Annotated in this window: 21 protein-coding genes; 19 read left to right on the forward strand and 2 right to left on the reverse strand. The window is 60.6% G+C overall.

Going from position 1 to position 22,382, the window contains the following annotated elements:
• Positions 1 to 65 precede the first annotated feature (65 nt).
• The gene (gene map / locus AT395_RS12305) at positions 66 to 893 is read right to left on the reverse strand and encodes a type I methionyl aminopeptidase (RefSeq protein WP_048629347.1); all 828 of its coding nucleotides are present in this window, start codon (positions 891 to 893) and stop codon (positions 66 to 68) included.
• Between the two features lie 518 nt (positions 894 to 1,411).
• On the opposite strand from map, the gene rpsB reads away from it, so the two are divergent.
• From rpsB to AT395_RS12385, 16 genes are all read left to right on the forward strand, one after another.
• Entirely contained in the window at positions 1,412 to 2,161 is a 750-nt protein-coding gene (gene rpsB / locus AT395_RS12310) for a 30S ribosomal protein S2 (RefSeq protein WP_042115771.1), read from the forward strand.
• Positions 2,162 to 2,315: 154 nt separating this feature from the next.
• Positions 2,316 to 3,197 (forward strand): translation elongation factor Ts, encoded by an 882-nt coding sequence (gene tsf, locus AT395_RS12315; protein WP_042115772.1) that lies wholly within the window; start codon positions 2,316 to 2,318, stop codon positions 3,195 to 3,197.
• 98 nt (positions 3,198 to 3,295) lie between these two features.
• The gene (gene pyrH / locus AT395_RS12320) at positions 3,296 to 4,009 is read left to right on the forward strand and encodes a UMP kinase (protein WP_039374323.1); all 714 of its coding nucleotides are present in this window, start codon (positions 3,296 to 3,298) and stop codon (positions 4,007 to 4,009) included.
• Between the two features lie 86 nt (positions 4,010 to 4,095).
• Positions 4,096 to 4,656, forward strand: coding sequence for a ribosome recycling factor (frr, locus tag AT395_RS12325; RefSeq protein WP_039374325.1), 561 nt, complete (start codon positions 4,096 to 4,098; stop codon positions 4,654 to 4,656).
• Positions 4,657 to 4,720: 64 nt separating this feature from the next.
• Positions 4,721 to 5,503 carry a polyprenyl diphosphate synthase gene (gene uppS / locus AT395_RS12330; protein WP_042115773.1) on the forward strand — a complete coding sequence of 261 codons (783 nt, stop codon included), beginning with the start codon at positions 4,721 to 4,723 and terminating at the stop codon, positions 5,501 to 5,503.
• The gene (locus AT395_RS12335; protein ID WP_042115774.1) at positions 5,503 to 6,312 is read left to right on the forward strand and encodes a phosphatidate cytidylyltransferase; all 810 of its coding nucleotides are present in this window, start codon (positions 5,503 to 5,505) and stop codon (positions 6,310 to 6,312) included. The genes uppS and AT395_RS12335 overlap by 1 nt, the downstream gene beginning before the upstream one ends.
• A gap of 2 nt (positions 6,313 to 6,314) precedes the next feature.
• On the forward strand, positions 6,315 to 7,514 hold the full coding sequence (ispC, locus tag AT395_RS12340) for a 1-deoxy-D-xylulose-5-phosphate reductoisomerase (RefSeq protein WP_042115775.1): 1,200 nt from the start codon (positions 6,315 to 6,317) through the stop codon (positions 7,512 to 7,514).
• Positions 7,515 to 7,558: 44 nt separating this feature from the next.
• Positions 7,559 to 8,950 carry an RIP metalloprotease RseP gene (gene rseP / locus AT395_RS12345; protein WP_048629348.1) on the forward strand — a complete coding sequence of 464 codons (1,392 nt, stop codon included), beginning with the start codon at positions 7,559 to 7,561 and terminating at the stop codon, positions 8,948 to 8,950.
• 71 nt (positions 8,951 to 9,021) lie between these two features.
• Complete coding sequence (gene bamA, locus AT395_RS12350) at positions 9,022 to 11,325, forward strand: outer membrane protein assembly factor BamA (protein ID WP_172417068.1); 2,304 nt, start codon at positions 9,022 to 9,024, stop codon at positions 11,323 to 11,325.
• A 124-nt stretch (positions 11,326 to 11,449) separates the two neighbouring features.
• Entirely contained in the window at positions 11,450 to 11,914 is a 465-nt protein-coding gene (locus tag AT395_RS12355; RefSeq protein WP_224787571.1) for an OmpH/Skp family outer membrane protein, read from the forward strand.
• Between the two features lie 26 nt (positions 11,915 to 11,940).
• Entirely contained in the window at positions 11,941 to 12,999 is a 1,059-nt protein-coding gene (gene lpxD, locus AT395_RS12360) for a UDP-3-O-(3-hydroxymyristoyl)glucosamine N-acyltransferase (RefSeq protein WP_048629373.1), read from the forward strand.
• On the forward strand, positions 12,996 to 13,454 hold the full coding sequence (fabZ, locus tag AT395_RS12365) for a 3-hydroxyacyl-ACP dehydratase FabZ (RefSeq protein ID WP_042115778.1): 459 nt from the start codon (positions 12,996 to 12,998) through the stop codon (positions 13,452 to 13,454). Before lpxD ends, fabZ begins: the two co-directional genes overlap by 4 nt.
• A 17-nt stretch (positions 13,455 to 13,471) precedes the next feature.
• Positions 13,472 to 14,263, forward strand: coding sequence for an acyl-ACP--UDP-N-acetylglucosamine O-acyltransferase (gene lpxA, locus AT395_RS12370; RefSeq protein ID WP_042115779.1), 792 nt, complete (start codon positions 13,472 to 13,474; stop codon positions 14,261 to 14,263).
• Between the two features lie 3 nt (positions 14,264 to 14,266).
• The gene (gene lpxB, locus AT395_RS12375; protein WP_042115780.1) at positions 14,267 to 15,442 is read left to right on the forward strand and encodes a lipid-A-disaccharide synthase; all 1,176 of its coding nucleotides are present in this window, start codon (positions 14,267 to 14,269) and stop codon (positions 15,440 to 15,442) included.
• Between the two features lie 110 nt (positions 15,443 to 15,552).
• Complete coding sequence (gene rnhB, locus AT395_RS12380; protein ID WP_042118356.1) at positions 15,553 to 16,188, forward strand: ribonuclease HII; 636 nt, start codon at positions 15,553 to 15,555, stop codon at positions 16,186 to 16,188.
• Positions 16,185 to 16,964, forward strand: coding sequence for a TrmH family RNA methyltransferase (locus AT395_RS12385; protein ID WP_042115781.1), 780 nt, complete (start codon positions 16,185 to 16,187; stop codon positions 16,962 to 16,964). Before rnhB ends, AT395_RS12385 begins: the two co-directional genes overlap by 4 nt.
• 101 nt (positions 16,965 to 17,065) lie before the next feature.
• Here the strand turns inward: AT395_RS12385 and ppsR are convergent, their stop codons facing one another.
• Positions 17,066 to 17,944 carry a posphoenolpyruvate synthetase regulatory kinase/phosphorylase PpsR gene (gene ppsR, locus AT395_RS12390; protein ID WP_042118358.1) on the reverse strand — a complete coding sequence of 293 codons (879 nt, stop codon included), beginning with the start codon at positions 17,942 to 17,944 and terminating at the stop codon, positions 17,066 to 17,068.
• Positions 17,945 to 18,209: 265 nt separating this feature from the next.
• On the opposite strand from ppsR, the gene ppsA reads away from it, so the two are divergent.
• The 3 genes from ppsA (at position 18,210) to AT395_RS12405 (ending at position 22,359) form a co-directional block, all read left to right on the forward strand.
• Complete coding sequence (gene ppsA / locus AT395_RS12395; RefSeq protein ID WP_042115782.1) at positions 18,210 to 20,600, forward strand: phosphoenolpyruvate synthase; 2,391 nt, start codon at positions 18,210 to 18,212, stop codon at positions 20,598 to 20,600.
• A gap of 156 nt (positions 20,601 to 20,756) precedes the next feature.
• Positions 20,757 to 21,191 (forward strand): NfeD family protein, encoded by a 435-nt coding sequence (locus tag AT395_RS12400; protein WP_042115783.1) that lies wholly within the window; start codon positions 20,757 to 20,759, stop codon positions 21,189 to 21,191.
• Between the two features lie 184 nt (positions 21,192 to 21,375).
• Positions 21,376 to 22,359 (forward strand): SPFH domain-containing protein, encoded by a 984-nt coding sequence (locus AT395_RS12405; protein WP_042115784.1) that lies wholly within the window; start codon positions 21,376 to 21,378, stop codon positions 22,357 to 22,359.
• Positions 22,360 to 22,382: the final 23 nt, after the last annotated feature.

The raw sequence follows: 22,382 nt of genomic DNA on the forward strand, positions 1-22,382 counted from the left end.
GGGTAGATGAGTAACGAGTCAGGCCGGGCGGCCGCCGAATGGTCGGGCGGCCGGACGATAAGTGCTCAGGCGGCTGCCGCGAACGATGTCACATACGACGAACCGGGCGGCGGCGGCGGGGTGAGGGCCGAGTGCGTGAGCACTTCGTGCCCCGTTTCCGTCACCAGAACCGTGTGTTCCCATTGTGCCGACAGGCTGCGATCGCGCGTCTTGACCGTCCACTGGTCGGGCATTGTCCGAATCTCGCGCTTGCCGGCATTGATCATCGGCTCGATGGTGAAAATCATGCCGGCTTGCAGGACAAGCCCGGTGCCTTGCCGACCGTAATGCAGAATTTGCGGATCCTCGTGGAACACCTGGCCGATCCCGTGGCCGCAGTATTCGCGCACCACGCTGTAGCCCTGGGCTTCGGCGTGCGTCTGAATCGCATGGCCGATATCGCCAAGATGGGCGCCCGGACGCACCTGATTGATACCGAGCCACATGCACTCGTAGGTGACTTGCGCGAGACGCTTTGCGAGAATCGTGCCGTCGCCGACAATGAACATTCGGCTGGTGTCGCCAAAGTAGCCATCCTTGATGACGGTGATGTCGATGTTGAGCGCGTCGCCATTCTTGAGCACCTTGTCGCCGGGAATGCCGTGGCAGATCACGTCGTTGACCGAGATGCAGGTCGCTTTTGGGTAGGGCGGGTAGCCCGGCGGCTGATAGTTCAGCGGCGCCGGCACGGTGCCCTGTTCCTTGACCATGTACTCATGGCACAGGCGGTCGAGTTCCCCGGTCGTGACGCCGGCGCGCACGTGCGGCGTAATGAAATCGAGCACTTCGCTGGCCAGTCGGCAGGCGACGCGCATCATTTCAATGTCGTGGGCATTCTTGAGGGTGATGGCCATTGCTGAGTCGGACAATTGCGTAAACAGTGTCGCATTATCGCACCAATGGGCGGTTTTCGCCCCGTCTGGCGCGGATTTCAGAGCGTTCCGAGAGTGAATTTCCGATGTTCCGGGCGGGATGTGGGGCGGCGGACCGAATTGGGTGGAATGCCGCGCAAACCGGGCATTTCCCGCTTGTCATCACAAGTGCACGCGTCGCTTGAGTGCGGGCGTGGTGCAATGCTATAATCTCGGGCTAAGTCGAGGACGAGTTGTTAATGAAGCCAAGGGTTTTCCCTTGGATTTCAAGGGTCTTCGCCGGGTTTTGAGGGTGTTTTTGCCCCAATGTGGTGCCGAACGGCGCTGCGCTCGGTGAGGTGCCAGGTGGCAAACATCGTCATCGGCTTGGAAATTTTGAAATCGCGGGCCGGCGCACCCAGGGTGCCCGATCTTCGCAGACGGGTCATGCAAAGCTGTATGGCAGTTTGACGAAACGGGTACGGCAGCCGGTCTAAGACCTAACCCTCACGGAGAATCACATGTCTGTCACGATGCGTCAGATGCTGGAAGCGGGCGTCCACTTTGGTCACCAAACCCGTTTCTGGAACCCCAAGATGGCCCCCTATATCTTCGGCCATCGCAACAAGATTCACATCATCAACCTCGAAAAGACGTTGCCGATGTACCAGGACGCGCTGAAGTACGTGCGTCAACTGGCAGCAAACCGCGGCACGATCCTGTTCGTTGGTACGAAGCGTCAAGCGCGTGAAATCGTGGCGGAAGCCGCAGGCCGCGCCGGTATGCCTTTCGTCAACAACCGTTGGCTGGGTGGCATGCTGACGAACTTCAAGACCCTGAAGTCGTCGATCAAGAAGCTCAAGGACATGGAGCAGGCGCTGGAAGCCGGCGAGCAAGAGCGCATGAGCAAGAAGGAAGCGCTGCTGTTCGATCGCGAAATGGCCAAGCTGCAGAAGTCGATCGGTGGCGTGAAGGATATGGGTGGCATGCCCGACGCAATCTTCATCGTCGACGTCGGCTACCACAAGATCGCCATCACCGAAGCCAACAAGCTTGGTATTCCGGTGATCGCCGTGGTCGATACGAACCACTCGCCGGAAGGTGTGGATTACATCATCCCGGGTAACGACGACTCGAGCAAGGCTGTTGAGCTGTACGTGCAAGGCGTTGCCGACGCAATCCTCGAAGGCCGTGCAAACGCCGTCAAGGAAGTCGTGGAAGCCGTGCGCGGCGACGGCGACGAGTTCGTCGAAGTGAAAGAAGAGGCGTAAGCGGCCACCGCTGCGTAACAAAAGGGGCTGCTTGTGGCGCCCCTTTTTTTTAATCCGATTTCCCCGCGTCGGGTGCGCGGGGCGCCGAGAGCTGGCAGTGCGGCCGTTCGGGCGCCATCCTCTCCCGACTGATTCGATATACAGGAGTAACGATATGCCGGCAATTACTGCAGCAATGGTGGGCGAACTGCGCGCCAAGACCGATGCGCCGATGATGGAATGCAAGAAGGCGCTGACCGAGGCCGACGGCGACATGGTCCGTGCTGAAGAAATCCTGCGTGTCAAGCTGGGTAGCAAGGCCAGCAAGGCCGCCAGCCGTATCACGGCCGAAGGCGTGATCGCCGCTTACATCGACGGCGGCAAGGGTGCCGTGGTCGAAATCAACTGCGAAACCGACTTCGTCTCGAAGAACGACGACTTCCTCAAGTTCGCTAACGACGTGGCCAAGCTGGTCGCCGAGAACAACCCGGCCGACGTGGCTGCCCTGTCGGCACTGCCGCTCGATGGCAAGACCGTCGACCAGGTCCGTGCCGACCTGATTGGCAAGATCGGCGAGAACATGACGATCCGCCGCTTCCAGCGCTACGAGACGTCGGCCAAGCTGGCGGCCTACCTGCACGGCACGCGCATCGGCGTCGTTGTCGAGTACGAAGGTGCCGACGCTGAAGTTGGCAAGAACGTCGCCATGCACATTGCCGCCATGAAGCCGGTGGCCGTGTCGGGTGATCAGGTCTCGCCGGAACTGATCGAGAAGGAGCGCAAGGTCGCCGCCGAGAAGGCTGCCGAATCGGGCAAGCCGGCGGAGATCGTCGCGAAGATGGTGGAAGGCAGCGTGCAGAAGTTCCTGAAGGAAGTCTCGCTGTTCAACCAGGCTTATGTGAAGGACGACAAGTCGACCGTCGAGCAGATGCTCAAGGCCAACAACACGTCGGTCAAGGGCTTCACCATGTTCGTGGTCGGCGAAGGCATCGAGAAGAAGCAAGACGACTTCGCTGCAGAAGTGGCCGCACAAGTGGCCGCTGCCAAGCAGTCGTAATTCGCGCAGTAATGCAGTAACCGGGGGCGGCGGTGCCGTCCCCGTTGTTTCATCCAGAATACCCCAACAGTGCCCGACCAGACTTCTTAAGGACCGCCATGTCTACTCCTTACAAACGCGTACTTCTCAAGCTCTCTGGTGAAGCCCTCATGGGTGACGATGCATTCGGCATCAATCGTGCGACGATCGAGCGCATGGTTGGCGATATTGCCGAAGTCGTTCGCCTGGGCACGCAATTGGCCGTCGTGATCGGCGGTGGCAATATTTTCCGGGGGGTGGCAGGCGGTGCCGCCGGTATGGATCGTGCTACGGCCGACTATATGGGCATGCTGGCCACGATGATGAATGCCTTGGCGCTGCAGGATGCCATGCGCCACGCAGGTATCGAGGCGCGTGTGCAGTCCGCGCTGCGCATGGACCAGGTCGTTGAGCCGTACATCCGCCCGCGTGCGATCCGTCAGCTCGAAGAGGGCAAAGTCGTGATTTTCGCCGCCGGTACGGGTAACCCGTTCTTCACGACCGACACGGCCGCTGCGCTGCGTGGCTCGGAAGTCGGCGCCGAAGTGGTGCTCAAGGCGACCAAGGTCGACGGCGTGTATTCGGCTGACCCCAAGAAGGACCCCGACGCAGTAAAGTATTCGACCATCAGCTTCGACGAGGCCATTTCGAAGAACCTGCAGGTCATGGACGCAACCGCTTTCGCGCTGTGCCGCGATCAGAAGATGCCCGTGCGCGTTTTCTCGATTGTGAAGCCGGGCGCGCTCAAGCACGTTATCCTCGGCGAAGACGAGGGAACGCTCGTCCACGTTTGAGCTCAAATTGCGGCGTCGGCGTGCATTGGCGCGCCGACGCCGTATCATTTACGTTTTGCGTAACAATTCAAGGTTTGGAGGTTGTCATGAGCGTTGCTGACATCAAGAAGAATGTCGAGCAAAAGATGAAAAGCTCGATTGAGTCGTTCAAGAACAACCTGGCGAAGATTCGTACCGGTCGCGCGCACGCCGGCCTGCTCGATCACGTGCAGGTGGATTACTACGGCTCGATGGTGCCCATCTCCCAGGTCGCTAACGTGAACCTCGTGGACAGTCGTACGATCGGCGTGCAGCCGTGGGAAAAGAAGATGGTTCCCGTGGTCGAGAAGGCCATTCGCGAGTCGGATCTGGGTCTGAACCCGGCCACGCAAGGCGATCTGATTCGTGTGCCGATGCCTATGCTGACCGAAGAACGTCGTCGCGAACTGACCAAGCTGGTCAAGTCCGAGGGTGAGGCCGCCAAGGTTGCCGTGCGTAATCTGCGTCGCGATGCCAACGAGCAACTCAAGAAGCTGGTCAAGGACAAGGAAGCCTCGGAAGACGACGAGCGCCGTGGCAGCGACGAAGTCCAGAAGCTCACGGACAAGTTTGTCGCCGAGATCGATGAGTTAGTGAAACAGAAGGACGCAGAGATCATGACGGTCTGAGTGCCCCGGCACTCACCGTAGGATCTCCGCCGACTTTTGCGCTCGACTCCCGCGCCGTATCTCAATGGGTTTTCTCAGCTCTTCGCTCTCCGTTCCGGAAACAGCGAGCATTCCGCGCCACGTCGCCATCGTTATGGATGGCAACGGGCGTTGGGCTACCAGTCGTAAATTGCCTCGCGTAGCGGGGCATAAGCGCGGTGTCGACGCCGTGCGTGAAGCGGTCACGGCCTGCGCCGAACTCGGCGTCGAGTATCTGACCCTGTTCGCGTTCAGTTCCGAGAACTGGCGTCGTCCACAGGATGAGGTCTCGACGCTGATGCAGCTTTTTATCCTCGCGCTCGAACGAGAGGTCGGAAAGCTGCACAGTAACGGAATCCGGTTGCGTGTCATCGGTGCGCTCGAAGCGTTCGAGCCGCGCATTCAGGAATTGGTCAAACGTGCGGAAGAACGTACGCGAGACAATAAGGGCCTCACGTTGACCATTGCGGCCAACTACGGCGGTCGATGGGACATTCTGCAAGCGGCGCAGAAGCTCGCTGCCGCGCGTGTCGCGCAGGGCGGGGCGGCCGCGCTTGAGACGTCGTTCAGTGAGGACGATCTCTCGCCTTATCTGAGCATGGCGTACGCGCCGGAGCCGGATCTTTTCATCCGCACTGGCGGTGACCAGCGGGTCAGTAATTTTCTGCTCTGGCAACTGGCGTACACTGAACTGTATTTCACCGAAGAATTCTGGCCGGACTTCAACGCCAATACGCTCAAGCGGGCCGTCGCCGAGTTTCAACAGCGCGAACGCCGTTTCGGCCGTACCAGCGCGCAAGTTCAGAACCCCTCGGGACCATCCGCCTGATGCTCAAGACACGCGTTATTACCGCTGTCGTACTTCTTGCCATTCTCTTGCCTGTGATCTTCGTCGGTACGCCGGCGCAGTTCGCATTGCTTGCCGCCGTGATCGTGGCCGCTGCCGGCTGGGAGTGGGGGCGCCTCGTCGGCCTGAACGGTACGGGCGCCATTTTCTATGGCGCACTCGCGCTGCTGGGCGTGGGCTTTACGTGGGCGGGCGGCTGGACGCTCTCGTCGATCTGGCTCAAGCCCGCGGCCGTGTTCTGGCTGTTGGCGGGTCCGTACACGCTGGCGCGTAAGCCCGCAACCAAGGGGGCGTGGCGCGGCTTGCTGCTCGTTGCCGGCCCGGTGTTGCTGATTGCCGCCTGGCAAGCGCTGTGCCTCGCGCGCGAGCGTGGTGTGGCATTCCTTCTCTCGGTACTCGTGATCGTCTGGCTCGCCGACACCGGCGCCTATTTCGCCGGTCGCGCATTCGGCCGTCGCAAGCTCGCTCCCTCGATCAGTCCCGGAAAGTCTTGGGAAGGCGCTATTGGCGGATGGCTGCTGGTGCTGGCGGCCGCTGCGGCGGTTCTCGCGAGCGGCTTGCACGCGCCGACCATCGTTTCTCATCTCGCAGACACGCTCGGCCTGACACTCGGCGCACTGGCGCTGACGGTGCTGGTGGCCTTCTCGGTCGTGGGCGATCTGTTCGAATCTCAACTCAAGCGGCAGGCCGGCGTGAAAGATTCCAGCGCGCTGCTTCCCGGCCATGGGGGCGTGCTCGACAGAATCGACGCGTTGCTCCCTGTGCTCCCGCTGGCTCTGCTCTTCGTCTGATCATGTCGCAACATCTCTCTATTCTTGGCTCCACCGGCTCCATCGGCGTTAGCACGCTCGATGTAGTGGGGCGTCATCCCGACCGCTTTTCCGTCTACGCACTGTCGGCACACCGCAATCTGGATCGCCTTTTTGAGCAATGCGTTGCGCATCGCCCGAAGGTGGCCGTGGTGGCCGATGCGGACGGCGCCCGCTCGCTTGCGGCGCGTCTGGCCGACGCCGGACTGAAGATCGAAGTGACGTACGGTCCGCAGGCGCTGATCGAGATCGCGCAAGCGTCTGAAGTCACCATGGTCGTGGCTGCCATCGTGGGTGCCGCAGGGCTCCAGTCGACGCTCGCCGCCGCCCGCGCAGGGAAGCGTATTCTGCTCGCGAACAAAGAGTCGCTCGTGCTTTCCGGCGCGCTGTTCATGGCGACGGCCGAGCGCGCAGGCGCAACGCTGCTGCCGCTCGACAGCGAGCACAACGCGATATTCCAGTGCTTGCCTCAAGTGGCTGGGGAGAACCGTATTTCGACGCGTGGCGTGGAAAAACTGGTGTTGACTGCCTCGGGCGGCCCGTTCCGCGAGCGCGAATTGGCCTCGCTCGAGAACGTGACCCCTGACGAAGCCTGTGCACATCCGAACTGGGTGATGGGCCGCAAGATTTCGGTGGATTCCGCGAGCATGATGAACAAGGGGCTCGAGGTCATCGAAGCCCGCTGGCTATTCAACATGCCTCCCGAGAAGATCGAGGTGCTGATTCACCCGCAAAGCGTTATTCATTCGATGGTGACGTATGCCGACGGGTCGACGCTCGCACAGCTCGGTAACCCCGATATGCGCACGCCGATTGCTCACGCGCTGGCGTTCCCGGACCGTGTGACCTCGGGGGTGGCGGGGCTGAATCTTGCCGATATCGGCAAACTGACTTTCGAAGCGCCGGATTTGCGCCGTTTCCCGTGTCTGCGCCTGGCATTCGACACCTTGCGTAGCGGCGGCACGGCTGGCGCGTTGCTCAATGCCGCTAACGAGGTCGCCGTCGAGGCATTCCTGGGTGGACGCATTCGCTTTACCGCCATCGCGCAAGTCGTCGAGCAGGTGCTCGATACGGTCGCGGTCGGTGAAGCGACTTCGCTCGACGTCGTGCTCGAAGCCGATCGTCGTGCTCGCGAATTGGCGGCCGGCATCGTCGTCAAGCTGCCGGCGCCCGCGTCATCCTGACGCGCGGATCCATGTCGTAACGTCCCCGGGGCTCGAATTCGCTCATGACTCTGCTGACCACGTTGCTCGCGTTTGCCGTCGCCATTGGCGTGTTGGTGGTATTCCATGAGCTGGGCCATTACACCGTTGCACGACTGTGCGGTGTGAAGGTTTTGCGATTCTCGGTCGGATTCGGCTTGCCGCTGATCAAGTGGACGATGGGCCGTGATCGGACCGAGTGGACCGTGTGCGCCTTACCGCTGGGCGGCTACGTCAAAATGCTCGACGAGCGTGACGAAACGCAGATCGTTGCGCCCGAAGATCGTGCGCGGGCTTTCAATCGTCAGTCGGTCTACAAACGTTTTGCCATCGTCGCGGCCGGTCCGGTCGCGAACTTCCTCCTCGCCATTGCCCTTTACGCCGGACTAAATCTGGTGGGCGTGACCGAGCCCGTTGCGCGAATTGCACCCCCGGCAGCCGGAACGCTGGCGGCGCGCGCGGGCATGTCCGGCGGGGAACTGATTACCGGTGTCCGCGAGAACGGCGGCAGTCCCGACGAGGCCGTTGGCGACGAAGTGCCCGTGCGTTCCTGGGAAGATCTGCGTTGGCGTCTGGTCGATCCGGTGATCGATGGGCAGCGTGTCACGCTGGTAGCGCGTACTCGCGATGGCCGTGCGGAATACATGCTCGACGCGGCCGGTCAGCATTTCGACGCCGATAGCGAGCAGGACTTCATGCAGCGCCTCGGCCTGGTGCCGTCGGCGCGAGTGACGGTGGGGCAATTGATGGCGGGCGGGGCCGCGGGTGCGGCCGGGCTGCGCGTCGGAGACGAAATCACTGCCGTCGATGGCAGCCCCGTCGGATCGGCGAAGGCGCTTGTCGACGCAGTGCGTGCCCATCCCGGTAAGCCAATGACGCTTACGGTGCGGCGCGACGGCACACTGCGCAACGTCACATTGACACCGAGTGCCGAGGTAGACACGGCCGAGGCGGGCGGGGCGCGCGTTGGCAAGATCGGCGCGGCGCTGGCCAGTCAGGTGGATACGGTAACGGTGCGCTACGGGTTGCTCGAGGCCATTGGACGCGGCGCGCAGCGTACGTGGGATGTCACGGCGTTCAGCGTGCGAATGTTCGGGAAGATGATCACCGGGCAGGCATCGCTGAAAAATCTGAGCGGGCCGGTGACGATTGCGGACTACGCGGGGCGATCGGCCAGACTCGGGCTGGATTATTTCGTTGCCTTTCTCGCGCTTGTCAGCATTAGCCTTGGCGTATTGAATCTGTTACCAATTCCAGTTTTGGACGGTGGCTATCTGTTATATTATGCGGTCGAAGCGATTACCGGTCGGGCAGTTTCCGAGCGGTGGCAGGGCGTGCTGCAACGAGTGGGCATCGTTTGCATCCTTGCGCTCTCTGCCGTAGCACTTTTCAATGACCTGTCGAAGTTGCTGCACTAGACAGCGTCACGAGCCTGCCGTCGCAGGCAAATCCGAGTTTTTACGATTCAATTGTTTCTTGGGGAAGCAAGTTGTCGAATAAATACCACCTTGTTCCGAAGACCCTGGTGATTGCGGTTCTGGCGGCACACAGTTTCCTGGCACGCGCCGTCGAGCCGTTCGTGGTCAAGGATATCCGAGTGGAGGGCTTGCAGCGCATCGAACCGGGTACCGTCTTCTCGTACTTGCCCGTCAAACCGGGTGACAAGTTCAACGACGATAAGGGCACCGAAGCAATTCGTGCCCTTTATGCAACGGGCCTGTTCTCGGACGTCAGCGTTGAAGCGCAAGGTAGCGTGCTGGTGGTGCACGTCAACGAGCGTCCCGCGATTGCTTCCATCGACTTCCTTGGTATCAAGGAATTCGACAAAGACGGTCTGAAGAAGGCACTGCGCTCGGTCGGCCTGACCGAAGGCCGCACCTTCGACCGTAACCTGCTCGACAAGTCGGAACAGGAACTCAAGCGTCAATACCTCACGCGCGGTTACTACGCTGCCGAGGTGAAGACGACGGTCACGCCGCTCGAGCGTAACCGCGTGGGTATCCAGTTCGCCGTGACCGAAGGTCCGAAGGCAACGATCCAGCAGATCAACTTCGTGGGCAACAAGGCATTTTCGTCGTCGGATCTGATGTCGGAGATGGAGCTCGGCACGCCGAACTGGCTGTCCTGGTACTCCAAGAACGATCTGTACTCCAAGGATAAGCTCACGGGCGATCTGGAAAAGCTGCGTTCGTTCTATCTGAACCGCGGTTATCTGGAATTCAACATCGACTCCACCGACGTTTCGATCACGCCGGACAAGGACGAGATGTTCCTGACGATCAACCTGCACGAAGGTGAGCCGTACAAGGTGTCGGACGTCAAGCTGGCAGGCGAAATGCTGGGCAAGCAGGACGACATCCAGAAACTGATTCAGTTGAAAGCGGGCGACACGTTCTCGGCCGCGAAGCTGCAAGCCAGTACGAAAGCCATTTCCGATCTGCTCGGCAACTACGGTTTCGCGTTCGCCAATGTGAATGCCCAGCCGACGATTGACCGCAACAACCACACGGTGGCGCTGGCGTTGACGATCGACCCGGGCCGTCGCGTGTACGTCCGCAAGATCAACATCGTGGGCAATTCGCGCACGCGTGACGAAGTGATCCGTCGCGAGATGCGCCAGCTCGAAAGCTCGTGGTATGACGCCGACCGCCTCAAGTTGTCGCAGGATCGTATCAACCGTCTCGGCTACTTCACCGACGTCAACGTGACGACCGAGCCGGTTGCCGGTTCGAACGATCAGGTCGACCTGCAGGTCAAGGTGGAAGAAAAACCGACCGGCACGATCAACGTGGGTGCGGGCTTCTCGTCGACCGACAAGGTGGTGCTGCAAGCGGGTATCAGCCAGGACAACGTGTTCGGTTCGGGTACGTCGCTGTCGGTGAACGTCAATACCGGTAAGACCTACCGTACGTTGGCAGTTACGCAAGTCGATCCGTACTTCACGGTCGACGGTGTGAGCCGCATTACCGATGTGTACTACCGCACGTATCAGCCGCTGCTGCTTACGAGCGATTCGGATTTCCGTATCAACACGCTGGGCGGTAACCTGAAGTTCGGCGTGCCGTTCTCGGAAGTCGACACGGTGTTCTTCGGTATCGGCTTCGAACAAACGCGTCTGCACCTGACGAGCGATGGCACGACGCCGCAACGCTATGTCGATTACGCCAACCAGTTCGGTTACGTCAGCAACAACTACCCGCTGACCGTGGGTTGGTCGCGCGATTCGCGTGACAGCGCACTGATTCCGAACCGTGGTCACTATCAACAGGCCAACATCGAAATCGGTACGCCTATCGGAACGACCAAGTACTTCCGTGCTTACTATCAGCACCAGTACTACTACCCGGTGAGCCGTGGCTTCACGCTGGCACTTAACGGTGAAGTTGGCTACGGTCACGGCATGGGCGGTCAACCGTTCCCGATCTTTAAGAACTACTTCGCGGGGGGTATCGGTTCGGTGCGCGGCTATGAGCCGAGTTCGCTGGGGCCGAAGGACACCAACGGCGAGCCGCTGGGTGGCGCGTCGAAGCTGATCGGTAATATTGAATTGACGTTCCCGCTGCCAGGTACGGGCTATGACCGTACACTGCGTATCTTCACGTTCATGGACGGCGGTAACGTGTTCGATAACGGCCAGGCGATTACCTTCAATAACCTGCGCTATTCTTACGGTTTCGGCCTGTCGTGGATTTCACCGATTGGCCCGCTCAAGCTCTCGATGGGCTTCCCGCTCGTCAAGAAGACGGGCGACCAGTATCAGAAATTCCAGTTCCAGGTCGGTACGTCGTTCTAACGACGCCGTATCGATCGGTTCCGAACGTTTCATCGTTGTAAGGGGTAATACATTGAACGGTATCCGTAAGCATTGCCTTCGCGGCGTCGCCGCGGCGTTGCTGGCTGGTGCGGCCTTTTCCGCCATGGCCCAGGATGCGCGCATCGCCGCTGTCAATTCGGATCGCATTCTGCGCGATTCTGCACCGGCCAAGGCCGCACAAGCCAAGCTCGAAGCCGAGTTCTCCAAGCGGGACGCGGATTTGCAGTCGATGGCACAACGTCTCAAGGCGATGTCGGACAAGCTCGACAAGGACAATCCGACGTTGTCCGACGCCGAGCGCGCCAAGCGTCAACGTGATCTGGCTGCCGCCGACACTGAGTTCCAACGCAAGCAGCGCGAGTTTCGTGAAGATCTGAATCAGCGTCGCAACGAAGAACTCGCTGCCGTGCTCGATCGCGCCAATCGCGTTATCAAGCAGATTGCCGAGACGGAAAAGTACGATCTGATCGTGCAGGAAGCGGTCTACGTGAGTCCGCGTATCGACATTACCGACAAGGTGCTCAAGACTCTGAACGCAAGTTCGGGTGGCGGCGCCAGCGGCAAGTGACGGGCGCGTCGTCGATGCCGGCATCGCTGTCGATTTCGCTGGCCCAACTGGTCGCGCGCTTTGGCGGCGATCTGGTGGGTGACGGCGAAGTCACGGTCGAAGGCCTGGCGCCGCTCGACCGTGCGAGCGCCAGGCAACTCGCGTTCCTCTCCAATCCGTTGTATCTCGCCGAAGTGCCCAATTCGGGCGCGGCGGCTGTGATTCTCTCCAAAGCCGACTTCGACAAGCTGCCGTCGCATGAGGGGCGCGCATGGATCATTGCGCCGAATCCCTATGCGTACTTCGCGCGCGTGGCTCAGGTGTTCGCGCAAGCGGCGACACCCGTGACACCTGCGGGCATTCATCCGAGCGCAATCGTCGATGCGACCGCTGTTGTGCCGGCGTCGTGTGTCATCGGTCCGAATGTCGTGATCGAGGCGGGAGTGCGTCTGGGTGAGCGTGTGCGTCTGGTGGCAAACGTGTTCGTCGGCCGTGGTACCACGCTGGGCGACGATGTACTCGTCTATCCGAATGTCACGCTGTATCACACGAGTGTGATCGGTGCGCGTTGCGTGATTCACTCGGGGGCGGTGATCGGTTCCGACGGTTTCGGATTCGCGCCGGACTTTTCCGCTGCCGGCGGCGAATGGATCAAGATTCCGCAGGTCGGACGCGCGGTGATCGAGGACGACGTCGAGATCGGCGCATCGACCTCCATCGATCGCGGTGCGATGGCCGATACGGTGATCGAGCGTGGTTGCAAGATCGACAATCAGGTGCAGATCGCGCACAACGTGCGCGTCGGTGCTTACACGGTGATTGCCGCATGCACGGGCATTGCCGGCAGCAGTACTATCGGGAAATTCTGCATGCTGGGTGGCGCCGTGGGCGTGGCCGGGCATGTGACGATTGGCGACCGGGTCATCGTGACAGCCAAATCGGGGGTATCGAAATCGATTCCTGGCCCGGGCACCTATACCAGCGCGTTTCCGGCTATCCCGAACGCCGAATGGAACAAAAACGCGGCCATCATGCGCAATCTGGACAAGATGCGTGACCGCGTGCGTCAACTTGAAGCGAAGGTCAAAGACCTGCAAGGTAAATGAGCGAGACCACTATTACTATCGACATCCACAAGATCATGAAGCTGCTGCCGCATCGGTACCCGATGCTGATGGTGGACCGCGTGATCAGCCTGGAGCCGCACAAGAACATCAAGGTCATCAAGAACGTCACGATCAATGAGCCGTACTTCACGGGCCATTATCCGCAACGTCCGGTGATGCCGGGCGTGCTGATCGTTGAGGCTTTGGCGCAAGCCGCTGCGTTGCTCACGTTCTCGGAAGAGGCGGTGCACGATGAGAACACGCTCTATTACTTCGTCGGTATCGATAGCGTTCGCTTCAAGCGTCCGGTCGAACCGGGTGACCAACTCGTGCTCGACGTCGATTTTCTGAGCGAGCGCCGTGGCTTCTACAAGTTCAAGGGCAAGGTGTTGGTAGACGGCAAACTTGCCGCAGAAGCCGAGTTCATGTGCATGGTCAAGAAGAACGGCGAATAACCGGAATTGAGACGCTCATGACCAACATTCATCCCACCGCAGTTGTCGATTCGAAAGCGCAGCTCGCTGACGATGTCGCTGTCGGTCCCTACGCGATCGTTGGACCGAACGTGACGATTGGCGCCGGTACGCAGATTCTGGCGCATACCATTGTCGACGGCCATACGTCGCTGGGCGAAGGCAACAAGATTGGCCCGTTCGCGTCGATTGGCGGTAGTCCTCAGGATATGAAGTACGCCGGCGAGCCGACGAAGCTTGTCATTGGCGATCGCAACACGATCCGTGAATTCACGACCATCCACACCGGAACGGTGCAGGACGGTGGCCTGACCGGTGTTGGCAACGACAACTGGATCATGGCGTACGTGCATATTGCGCACGATTGCCACGTGGGCAACCACACGGTCTTCTCGAGCAATGCCCAACTGGCCGGCCACGTTCATGTCGATGACTGGGCGATTATTGGTGGCATGACCGGTGTGCATCAATTCGTGCGTATCGGTGCGCATTCGATGGTCGGCGGGGCTTCCGTGCTCGTGCAGGACGTGCCGCCGTTCGTGATCGCGTCGGGCGACCGTGCCGTGCCTTATGGCATCAATGTTGAAGGTCTGCGTCGCCGTAACTTTACGGCAGATGCCATCACTGCATTGCGCCACGCTTACAAGCTGCTCTACAAGAGTGGTTTGACATTGGATGAAGCAAAGGTGCAGATCGAGGCTTTCGGCAACGCGGGTGCGCCGGATGTATTCGACGCTGTGCGTTCGCTGCTCGACTTCCTCAATAGCAGCACGCGCGGTATCGTGCGCTGACCTATGCAGCCGACCCTTCCCGGCGCCGGCCAGCGTACCCTGGCGATGGTGGCCGGGGAGCTTTCCGGCGATCTCATTGCCGGCAATGTCCTTGCCGGCCTCAAGCAGAGTCTTCCTGCCGACATCGCGTACGCGGGTGTTGGTGGTCCGCATATGGCGGAAGAGGGGTTCGATGCCTATTGGCCGATCGACAAGCTCTCCGTCATGGGCTATGTGGAAGTCATCAAGCATCTGCGCGAGATTCTCTCGATTCGCAAGCAACTTCGTGAGCGTTGGCTGGCAGACAAGCCGCTGGCGTTCGTAGGGTTCGATGCGCCTGATTTCAACTTCGATCTCGAAATCAAGCTGCGTGAAGCGGGTATTCCCACGATTCATTTCGTTAGTCCGTCGATCTGGGCGTGGCGCGGCGGGCGTATCAAGAAGATCAAGCGCGCGGTCGATCACATGCTGTGCCTGTTCCCGTTCGAGCCGGAGATTTACCACCGGGCGGGTATCGATGCCACGTTCGTCGGCCATCCGATGGCAGACAAGATTCCGATGGTGCCTGATGTCGCCGGTGCGCGAGCCAAGCTGGCACTCCAGGGGCGCGGCCCGGTTGTCGCTATTCTGCCGGGGAGCCGCACCTCGGAGGTGCAGCGTCTCACGCCGGTGTTTTTCGCGGCGATGCGCTTGCTGGCCAAGCGCGATCCTTCGATTCGCTTCGTGCTTCCGGCCGCTACGCCGCGGCTGCGCGCGTTGATGCAACCGATTTTCGACGCGCACAGCGATCTCAACCTGACCGTGACCGACGGTCGCGCGCCCCTTGCGCTGGAAGCCGCTGACAGTGTGCTGCTTGCCAGCGGTACGGCTACACTGGAAGCGGCGCTGTACAAGAAGCCGATGGTCATCTCATACAAGGTGCCCTGGTTGACGGCGCAGATCATGAAGCGTCAGGGGTATCTGCCGTACGTTGGTTTGCCGAATATCCTGTCGGGCGAATTCGTTGTACCGGAATTGCTGCAACATTTCGCCACGCCGGAAGCGCTCGCCGATGCCGTCTGGAAGCAATTGACCGATCCGGCGCTGCGCGAATCCCTGCAGGCTCGGTTCACGCAGATTCACGAGCAATTGCGCCAGAACACGGCCGCGCGCTCGGCCGAAGTGATCGAGCGCGTATTGCGCGAGAAGGGGCGCATATGAGCGAGGATGTCAAAGTGCGTCGTGTCGCCCGAAAAGTCGCTTCGGGCGATGGGGTGGCGCCCGGTGCGGCCAAAGCACGGGCTCGCGCCGCCAAGGCAACGTTGCCGCAAATGGCGCTCGACCTGTTTGCCGACGTAGCTGCCGATTTGACTTGCGGGGTTGACGAGGTCGGGCGTGGCCCTCTCGCCGGACCTGTCGTGACGGCGGCTGTCATTCTCGATCCGTCGCGCCCGATCAAGGGGTTGGCCGATTCGAAGAAGCTCACGGCGCGACGTCGTGAGGCGCTCTACGAAGAAATCATCGAACGCTCGCTCGCGTATTGCATCGCCGAGGCGAGCGTGGCGGAGATCGATTCCCTGAATATCCTCCACGCCACGATGCTCGCGATGCAGCGTGCCGTGAGCGGCCTGTCACGTGTGCCGACGCTGGCGCTCATCGACGGCAATCGTTGCCCGGCGTTGCCAATGCGTGCCGAAGCCGTCATCAAGGGCGACGATAAGGTGCCTGCGATTTCGGCGGCATCGATTCTTGCGAAAGTCACGCGCGATCGTCAATTGATGGCGCTGCACGAAGCGTTCCCGCAGTATGGTTTCGACGAGCATGTCGGTTACGGCACGCCGCGCCATCTTGAGGCGTTGCGTCTGCATGGCCCCAGCCCGCATCATCGTCAGTCGTTTGCGCCGGTGCGAGAAGCGTTCGAGGTTTTCGGCGTGCTCACCGTTCCCCGCGTGGCCCGTCCGTCATGAAGCTCATCAGTTCGAAAGACAATCCCTTCTACAAGCGTCTGAAGCAACTGGCGCAATCGAATCAGCAGCGACGCAAGCTCGGTCAGACACTGCTCGAAGGCGTGCATCTGGCCGACGCTTATCTTGGCGTGCTAGGGCAACCGCTGGTTTGCGTGGCGTCGGAGTCCGCGCTTGAGAACGACGAAGTCGCGCAGATCTGGGCGAGGGTAGAGGCCGAGCGTCGCGTGTGTCTGCCGCAAGTGCTGTTCGAGCCGCTGTCCACGCTGGTCAATGGCGTGCCGCTGTTGTTCGTTGTGGAGATGCCGTCGGGACATCTGCCCGCATCGCAAACGACGGACTGCGTCATTCTCGATGCTGTACAGGACGCCGGTAACGTCGGTTCGATTCTGCGCAGTGCGGCGGCGGCTGGCGTGCGCGATGTGTATTGCATGTCGGGTACGGCGCTCGCCTGGTCGAGCAAGGTGCTGCGTGCCGGTATGGGCGCGCACTTCTCGCTGAATATCGTGGAGCATTGCACGCCGGATTCGCTAGCACCTCGTCTGTCGGTGCCGTTGTTGGCGACGAGTTTGCAGGCGCGTACCACGCTGTATGCGCAGGATTTGCGCGCGCCGGTCGCATGGGTCTTCGGCAATGAGGGCGCGGGAGTGTCGCCGGATTGGCTCGAACGTGTGCAGACGCCAATTCGTATTCCGCAGCCGGGTGGCATGGAGTCGCTCAACGTGGCCGCGTGCGCTGCGATCTGCCTGTTCGAGGCGGTGCGTCAACGATTGACCTGAGCGCGTTCGCAACAGTGGACGATGCAAGCAGAAGGGACGCCGCTGGCGTCCCTTCTGTTTTCGGCGTGAAGCCCGCCAAATAAATGTGCGGCTGAGCGACGTTAGTAGACGTCTCGCTCGAGTTTGATTTCCTGCAAGATGGTCGTGGCGATTTCTTCGATCGACTTGTGCGTCGACGACAGCCACTTGATACCCTCGCGGCGCATCATCGCCTCGGCTTCGTTGACTTCGTAGCGGCAATTTTCCAGCGACGCATACTTGCTGCCGGGGCGCCGCTCGTTGCGAATCTCCGAGAGTCGTTGCGGGTCGATGGACAGCCCGAAGATCTTTTCCTTGTACTGATCGAGCGTGGAGGGCAACCGTTCGCGCTCGAAATCTTCCGGAATCAATGGGTAGTTCGCAGCCTTCACGCCATATTGCATGGCGAGATAAAGCGTGGTCGGGGTCTTGCCGCTGCGCGACACGCCCACGAGGATTACGTCGGCACTCTGCAGATTCTTGTTGGATTGCCCGTCGTCGTGTGCGAGCGAGAAATTCACCGCTTCGATCCGGTTCTTGTACGCCTCGCTGTCGGCGTTCTGGTGAACGCGTCCGATCGCATGCATCGACTTGAGACCGAGTTCCACTTCCAGTGGTTCGATGAACGTCTGGAACATGTCGAGAATTACGCCCTGGCAATTACGCAGGATCTCGTTGGCCCGTGCGTCGACCAGCGTGCTGAAAATGATCGGCCGGACATTCTCGGTCCGATACATTTCATTGATCCGTTGCGCTGTTTCATAGGCTTTATCGACGGAATCCACGAACGGTACGCGAATCTGACGGAAACGCATCTCGAATTGCGCGAGGATCGAATGCGCGAACGTTTCGGCGGTAATTCCGGTGCCGTCCGACACAATGAATACCGGGCGTGCAGCGACCGGTTTGGCCGCTTCGGCGGGGGGCGTGGGGGAATTTCCGGTAGTCGTGGAGTCGCTCATGCGCAGAATCGCAAAATGGTGCATTGCACGGTAGAATAGCGGCAACTTGTTGGATAAGCAATTGCACAACCCTCGCGTGTCGCCCTGTCTGAGGCCCGTCTGGCGGGGCGCGGCGGGAAATTCCGATGGTTGGATGCAGGTCGTCGGGTGCTAGCCCCTGGTTCTCGACGCCGCCAAGGCGCGATTTCTTATCCAACAGGTCGATCGGTCCATGTCAGTCCCAACCGATCTGCCGAGAATTTTTTTTCTTACCTTAGGGGCTTTTATGACTAACGCAGCACACGACGGCGCCTACGTGGTGCCGTTTGAGCATCTGCGCATGACCGACGTTGAGTCGGTCGGCGGCAAGAATGCATCGCTTGGCGAAATGATCAGCCAACTGGCCAGCGCCGGCGTGCGCGTGCCGGGTGGTTTCGCCACGACGGCTTTCGCATTTCGCGAGTTCCTCCAGCACAACAATCTGACCGAGCGCGTTGCCAAGCGTCTCGAGGGTCTGGACGTGGATAACGTCAAGGCGCTCGCGCAGGCCGGTGCCGAAATCCGTCAATGGATCGTCGACGCACCGCTCCAGCCGCAACTTGAGAAGGACATCCGCGAGCAGTTCGCGCGCATCACGGCCGACCAGCCGGATGCCTCGTTTGCCGTGCGCTCGTCGGCAACTGCCGAAGATCTGCCGGACGCCTCGTTTGCCGGTCAGCAGGAAAGCTATCTGAACGTTGTCGGCATCGAAGACGTGCTGGATCGTATGAAACACGTGTTCGCGTCGCTGTACAACGACCGTGCCATCTCGTACCGCGTTCACAAGGGCTTCACCCACGCTGAAGTGGCACTGTCGGCCGGCGTGCAACGCATGGTCCGCTCGGACTGCGGTGCGTCGGGCGTGATGTTCACGATCGACACGGAGTCGGGTTTTCAGGACGTCGTCTTCATCACGGCCAGCTACGGCCTGGGCGAGACGGTCGTGCAAGGCGCGGTGAATCCGGACGAGTTCTACGTCTTCAAGCCCACGCTCAAGGCTGGCAAGTACCCGGTCATTCGCCGCACGCTCGGCTCGAAGCTCCTCAAGATGGAGTTCACGCAACCGGGCGAACCGGGTCGCGTGAAGACCATCGACGTGCCGATGGAACTGCGTAACCGGTACTCGATCACCGACGACGATTGCGTGGAACTGGCCAAGTTCGCGCTGATCATCGAAAAACACTACGGTCGTCCGATGGACATCGAGTGGGGTAAGGACGGCAAGGACGGCAAGATTTACATCCTGCAGGCCCGTCCGGAAACGGTGAAGAGCCAGGCGGCGGGCAAGGTCGAGCAACGTTTCAAGCTCAAGGGCGACGCCCCTGTGCTGGCGACGGGCCGTGCTATCGGTCAGAAGATCGGTGCAGGTCCGGTGCGCGTGATCATGGACCCGAGCGAGATGGAGCGTGTGCAGCCGGGCGACGTGCTGGTGGCAGACATGACCGATCCGAACTGGGAGCCGGTCATGAAGCGTGCTTCGGCTATCGTGACCAACCGTGGCGGCCGCACGTGCCACGCGGCGATCATCGCGCGTGAGCTGGGGGTGCCGGCGGTGGTGGGGTGTGGCGACGCGACCGATGTGCTCAAGGATGGCGCGCTCGTGACGGTGTCCTGCGCCGAGGGCGACGAAGGCAAGATTTATGACGGTCTGCTCGAGACCGAAATCACCGAGATTCAGCGCGGCGAAATGCCGAAGATCCCGGTGAAGATCATGATGAACGTGGGCAACCCGCAACTCGCCTTCGACTTCGCGCAACTGCCGAACGAAGGTGTGGGGCTGGCACGCCTGGAATTCATCATCAATAACAACATCGGCGTGCACCCGCGCGCGATTCTCGAGTACCCGAACATCGACGCCGACCTGAAGAAGGCAGTCGAGTCGGTGGCGCGCGGTCATGCATCGCCGCGTGCGTTCTACGTCGACAAGCTGGCCGAGGGCATCGCCACGATCGCTGCCGCCTTCTATCCGAAGAGCGTGATCGTGCGTCTGTCGGACTTCAAGTCCAACGAGTACAAGAAGCTCATCGGCGGTTCGCGTTACGAGCCGGACGAGGAAAACCCGATGCTGGGTTTCCGCGGTGCTTCGCGCTACATCTCGGAAGACTTCGCCGAGGCGTTCGAAATGGAATGCCGCGCACTCAAGCGCGTGCGTGACGAAATGGGTTTGACCAACGTCGAGATCATGGTGCCGTTCGTGCGTACGCTGGGGCAGGCTGAGCGTGTGGTCAACATGCTGGCCGGCTACGGTCTGAAGCGTGGCGAGAACGGTCTCAAGCTGGTGATGATGTGCGAAGTGCCGTCCAACGCCATTCTGGCCGACGAGTTCCTTGAGTACTTCGATGGCTTCTCGATTGGCTCGAACGACCTGACGCAGCTTACGCTGGGTCTGGATCGCGACTCCGGCATGGAATTGCTGGCCAAGGACTTCGACGAACGCGACCCGGCGGTGAAGTTCATGCTCAGCCGTGCGATCAAGGCGTGCCTGTCCAAGGGCAAGTACGTCGGCATCTGCGGTCAGGGCCCGTCGGACCATCCGGATCTGGCCGAGTGGCTGGCGAAGGAAGGCATTGCGTCGATGTCGCTCAACCCGGATACGGTCATCGAAACGTGGCAGCAACTCGCCAAGTTGGCGAAGTAAACGTCACGCCTACGACCTGAAATGGGACGCGTCCGAGCGGCATCTCGGACGCCACTGAAAGGCAGGCGAATCCCTTGGGACGCGTGCGCTGATCGGTGGGTTTCGTGCTATAAACCCCGGTAATACACCGGGGTTTTTTTGTATCTGGGAGTGGCGATGGAACAGGCTTGGCTTTGGTTCGGCGTTGCCGGATTGACTGTGGTGCTGGAGCTGGCAAGCGGAACGTTCTATCTCTTGATGGTGGCGCTCGGCATGACGGCTGGCGGCATCGCGGCGGTATTGCGCGTCGATTGGCCGCTGCAGTTGGTGATCGCAGCCGTGGTGGCGGGCGTGGCCGTCTGGTTGCTGCGCCGCAGCCGGTTTGGCCGTCGACGCATCAAGGTCGATGCGGCAGCGGATCCCAGCACGAATCTGGACATCGGGCAGCAATTGCATATTGATGCTTGGCAGCCGGATGGCCGAGCGAGGGCGATGTACCGTGGTGCCGAATGGGACGTCGAGCTCATGCCCGGCGAGTCTGCCAGCGCTGGCTGGTTCGTGATCCGGGAAGTGCGCGGCAGCCGATTGTTCGTTGCGCACGTGGTGGTGTGACGTCGCGGCGTCTTTGGGGCGCGAGCGCATCTGCGAGTAGGAATCACCTCATTACCCGATAGGGGATAGCCCGTTCTTGGGCTTTCGTGCCGGATCGGGGCAGGACTCCGTTACGATGTATTGCCCGCCATTGCGGGCGACGGGGAACCAGCCCGCCGTGACGGCGGGCGCTTCAGGGGGAAACATGTTCGATCTATCCAACGTCGCCTTTATTATTTTCATCATCGCCGTGATCATTGCGGCGCGCTCGATCAAGATCGTGCCGCAGCAGCATGCGTGGGTCATCGAGCGTCTCGGCAAATATCATGCGACGCTCACGCCGGGAATGTCGATCGTGGTGCCATTCGTTGATCGTGTGGCCTACAAGCATCTGCTCAAGGAAGTGCCGCTCGACGTGCCGAGCCAGGTGTGTATCACCAAAGACAACACGCAATTGCAGGTCGACGGGATTCTGTATTTCCAGGTGACCGATGCGATGAAGGCGTCGTACGGCTCAAGCAACTACATCGTGGCCATCACGCAACTTGCGCAAACTACGCTGCGTAGCGTGATCGGCAGGCTCGAACTCGACAAGACGTTCGAGGAGCGCGCGTTCATCAATCACAGCGTAGTGAATGCGCTTGACGAAGCGGCGTCGAACTGGGGGGTGAAGGTGCTGCGTTACGAGATCAAAGATCTCACTCCGCCGAAAGAGATTCTGCACGCCATGCAGGCACAGATCACGGCAGAGCGCGAGAAGCGTGCACTGATCGCAGCATCGGAAGGCAAGCGGCAGGAACAGATTAACTTGGCAACCGGGGCACGCGAAGCGGCTATCCAGAAGTCCGAAGGTGAGCGTCAGGCGGCGATCAACCGGGCGCAAGGTGAGGCGTCTGCCATTCTTGCGGTGGCGGAGGCGAACGCCGAGGCCATCCAAAAGATTGCGACCGCGATTCAGACGCAGGGCGGCATGGAGGCGGTGAACCTCAAGGTGGCAGAACAATACGTCGATGCATTCGGCAACCTGGCCAAAACTAACAACACGCTGATTGTGCCGGGGAATCTCACAGATTTGAGCGGCATGATTGCTTCGGCGCTGAAGATTGTGCGCGGCACCGAAGGGGGATCGATCCCCGGCGGTGACGGCGGCGGTGTCGGTGGCTTCGGCAATTCCAATCCCCGGCGCTAAGTTGGCGGAACAATAAAAAAACG

The organism is Pandoraea apista (genome assembly GCF_001465595.2).
Classification (GTDB): Bacteria; Pseudomonadota; Gammaproteobacteria; order Burkholderiales; family Burkholderiaceae; genus Pandoraea; species Pandoraea apista.

Bases quoted from the DNA above. Each gene is read 5' to 3' on its own strand.
- ppsR (WP_042118358.1), bottom strand. From the start codon at position 17,944: ATGAGCGACTCCACGACTACCGGAAATTCCCCCACGCCCCCCGCCGAA.
- AT395_RS12355 (WP_224787571.1), top strand. From the start codon at position 11,450: ATGGCCCAGGATGCGCGCATCGCCGCTGTCAATTCGGATCGCATTCTG.
- map (WP_048629347.1), bottom strand. From the start codon at position 893: ATGGCCATCACCCTCAAGAATGCCCACGACATTGAAATGATGCGCGTC.
- AT395_RS12405 (WP_042115784.1), top strand. From the start codon at position 21,376: ATGTTCGATCTATCCAACGTCGCCTTTATTATTTTCATCATCGCCGTG.
- lpxB (WP_042115780.1), top strand. From the start codon at position 14,267: ATGCAGCCGACCCTTCCCGGCGCCGGCCAGCGTACCCTGGCGATGGTG.
- fabZ (WP_042115778.1), top strand. From the start codon at position 12,996: ATGAGCGAGACCACTATTACTATCGACATCCACAAGATCATGAAGCTG.
- rseP (WP_048629348.1), top strand. From the start codon at position 7,559: ATGACTCTGCTGACCACGTTGCTCGCGTTTGCCGTCGCCATTGGCGTG.
- tsf (WP_042115772.1), top strand. From the start codon at position 2,316: ATGCCGGCAATTACTGCAGCAATGGTGGGCGAACTGCGCGCCAAGACC.
- frr (WP_039374325.1), top strand. From the start codon at position 4,096: ATGAGCGTTGCTGACATCAAGAAGAATGTCGAGCAAAAGATGAAAAGC.
- rnhB (WP_042118356.1), top strand. From the start codon at position 15,553: ATGGCGCTCGACCTGTTTGCCGACGTAGCTGCCGATTTGACTTGCGGG.
- rpsB (WP_042115771.1), top strand. From the start codon at position 1,412: ATGTCTGTCACGATGCGTCAGATGCTGGAAGCGGGCGTCCACTTTGGT.
- ispC (WP_042115775.1), top strand. From the start codon at position 6,315: ATGTCGCAACATCTCTCTATTCTTGGCTCCACCGGCTCCATCGGCGTT.
- uppS (WP_042115773.1), top strand. From the start codon at position 4,721: ATGGGTTTTCTCAGCTCTTCGCTCTCCGTTCCGGAAACAGCGAGCATT.
- AT395_RS12335 (WP_042115774.1), top strand. From the start codon at position 5,503: ATGCTCAAGACACGCGTTATTACCGCTGTCGTACTTCTTGCCATTCTC.
- AT395_RS12385 (WP_042115781.1), top strand. From the start codon at position 16,185: ATGAAGCTCATCAGTTCGAAAGACAATCCCTTCTACAAGCGTCTGAAG.
- lpxA (WP_042115779.1), top strand. From the start codon at position 13,472: ATGACCAACATTCATCCCACCGCAGTTGTCGATTCGAAAGCGCAGCTC.
- pyrH (WP_039374323.1), top strand. From the start codon at position 3,296: ATGTCTACTCCTTACAAACGCGTACTTCTCAAGCTCTCTGGTGAAGCC.
- AT395_RS12400 (WP_042115783.1), top strand. From the start codon at position 20,757: ATGGAACAGGCTTGGCTTTGGTTCGGCGTTGCCGGATTGACTGTGGTG.
- ppsA (WP_042115782.1), top strand. From the start codon at position 18,210: ATGACTAACGCAGCACACGACGGCGCCTACGTGGTGCCGTTTGAGCAT.